General features: G+C 58.7%; 2 protein-coding genes. Both read left to right on the top strand.

The window, feature by feature from the left end; all coding sequences use genetic code 11:
* The coding region (locus OS035_RS33350) for a hypothetical protein (RefSeq protein WP_331815632.1) at positions 1-490 on the top strand (490 nt) is incomplete at its 5' end.
* Entirely contained in the window at positions 490-2580 is a 2091-nt protein-coding gene (locus OS035_RS33355; protein ID WP_331815635.1) for a recombinase family protein, read from the top strand. The genes OS035_RS33350 and OS035_RS33355, both read left to right, overlap by 1 nt.
* Positions 2581-2610: the final 30 nt, after the last annotated feature.

A 2610-nucleotide genomic window follows, 5' to 3' on the forward strand; every position in this document is an offset into this window, starting at 1 on the left:
GGCCAATGACCGACATTCTGCATACGGTTTTCGTTTCGCGACGATCGCCTATCCGTGGCATCCGCTGTTTGGGAGCGAGGTGCGGGTTTCGCCGTATCGGCGCGGCAAGAGCCTGATGTCCATCTATACGGACAAGCGGCCCGATCTATCCCATGAACTGCCGAATTGGATGTTCGACGAGAGCTACTGCAGCGGTATGACGCTTGGGCCACCCGAGATCAGCATCGCCGGTCTCGACGAGTTGGCAGCGACGCTCGCATCGTTCGGCGCGACTCGCTTAAGAGGCGCAAAATCCCGTCCTTCGAGGAAGAAGGAGAAGGATGATGCGAAGCAGGCGACATCAAAATCGCGACCAACTCGTTCTGCAGTTGGAGCGCCAAAATCTACAGGTTCCAGCGGTCAAGAACGTCAAAGGGTTGGTGGAAGCGCTGGCGGACCTTCTGCTGGAAGCTCTGGAAGCGAACAGAATGACGAAGACGGGAGGCGTTGATGAACACGAAGATCACGCCTGACCATCTTCGCCGCGCCGCTGTGGTCTATGTCCGGCAATCCACAATGACTCAGGTTACCGGCAATCTCGAAAGTCAGCGCCGGCAGTATGATCTTGCTGGAGCTGCTGCAACGACTGGCTTTGCATCGGTGATTGTCATCGATGACGATCTCGGTCGCTCCGGCTCAGGTAGCATGGAACGGCCCGGATTCGAACGGCTTGTGGCACAGGTCTGCTCCGGCGATGTGGGAGCGGTCTATTGCATCGAGGCATCGCGTCTGGCGCGCAATGGCAGGGACTGGCATCATCTGATCGACCTTTGCGCACTCGCCGGTACATTAGTCATCGATCCGGATGGCGCCTATGATCCCCGGCTCGTCAACGATCGTCTGCTGCTTGGATTGAAAGGCACGATGTCGGAGTATGAGCTCAGCTTGATGCGCCAGCGCGGCATCGCCGCACGTGATTCCAAGGCGGGACGCGGTGAGCTGCGGTTTATGCTGCCGCCGGGCTTGTGCTGGAGCGAAGTGGGCAAGATCGAGATTGACCCGGACGAACATGTAGCTGAGACGATCAGGCTCGTTTTTGCCAAATTCCGGGAACTGGGAAGTGGACGACAAGTCTTCCTGTGGCTGCGATCGGCCGATATCAAGATGCCCGTCGTCCTGCGCAATGTCGACGTCTGTAAGCTTGTCTGGAAGGCACCAGCCTATCACAGCGTCATGCAGATCCTCCACAATCCACTCTACGCAGGCGCCTATGCCTTCGGAAGACGTGCGCAGCGAACGCGGATCGTCGATGGCCGCGCTCGCAAGGCTACGGGGGTGCGCAAGCCGAGGGATGAGTGGAGCGTGCTGCTGCGCGACAATCATCAAGGCTACATCAGTTGGCGGGAGTATGAGGAGAACCATAAGCTTCTGGCCGAGAACGCGCACATGAAGAAGAATTGCGATCGCAAGTCAGCGCGTGGCGGCCGTGCGCTGTTGACCGGACTGATGCGATGCGGTCGCTGCGGCCGAATGATGCGCGTCTTCTACGGCAGCGCAAAAGGCAACGCGCATCGCTATCAATGCCGCGGCGACGATGCTCATGTGGGTGTCGGCCTTTGTATAGGCATTGGCGGCGTCAGGGTCGACCGCGCCGTTGCGATGCAGATTTTAGAAGCGGTGTCGGACCGTGCTGTCGAAGCGGCAATCTTCGCCTCGGATCAAGTCGAGCGGTCCCGAAGAGATGTTATTGCGGCAATCGAGCGGGACCTCGAAGGCGCACGCTACGAAGCGCTGTTGGCCAGTCGCAGGTATGAGCTTGTGGACCCGGCCAAGCGGCATGTTGCACGCGAACTGGAGGCCCGATGGAATGATGCCCTGGAGCGAGTAGGCGTGCTTGAGCGCAAGATCAAGGACCTATACGCGCTGTCAGCAGCGCGCCCCGTCATCGATCGTGGCCGACTCCTGCAGCTTGCCCAGGATTTGCCGACCGTATGGAATGCGCCCTCGACGGAGACGCGAACGAAGCAGCGGCTCATCCGCATCCTGGTTCAGGAGATTATTTGCGATCTCGATGATGCTACCAACGAGGCGGTGCTATTAATCCATTGGACCGGCGGTCGGCACACAGAGGTGCGTGTGGCGCGCGTCAAGACCGGAAGATATCCTGCCGAGCTCGCACCATCGGCCGTTGAGGCACTGCGCAAACTGGGCGGACATTGGCCAGATCGGGAACTCGCGGTCTCCCTCAATCGGATGCTTTGCAAGACAGGTGATGGCGAGAGCTGGACGACCGTGCGTGTTCGTGACATGCGCGAGCGCCTGGGAATTCCCGAATATGATGCCACCAAAGTGGACGTACCGATGATCAGCTTGATGAAAGCGGCGGAGAAACTCGGTATTTGCGTCGGATCGGCCAAAAGCCTGGTGCAAAGAGGAATTTTACCTGCAACGCAAATCCTTCCCGGCTCACCGTGGATGGTTCCCGTCGAAGCATTATCCTCGGAAGCCGTCCGGATAGGGGTGCAGGGTGTCATCGATCGACGCCCGAAGCTTTATGAAGATTATCAATACGATAAAGTCGTCCGGTTGCCCGGAATCTGATGGAGGGATGCATTATGAAGCGCACTGTGC

It is taken from the genome of Rhizobium sp. 268, assembly GCF_036571585.1.
In the GTDB taxonomy this organism is placed as follows: domain Bacteria; phylum Pseudomonadota; class Alphaproteobacteria; order Rhizobiales; family Rhizobiaceae; genus Rhizobium; species Rhizobium redzepovicii.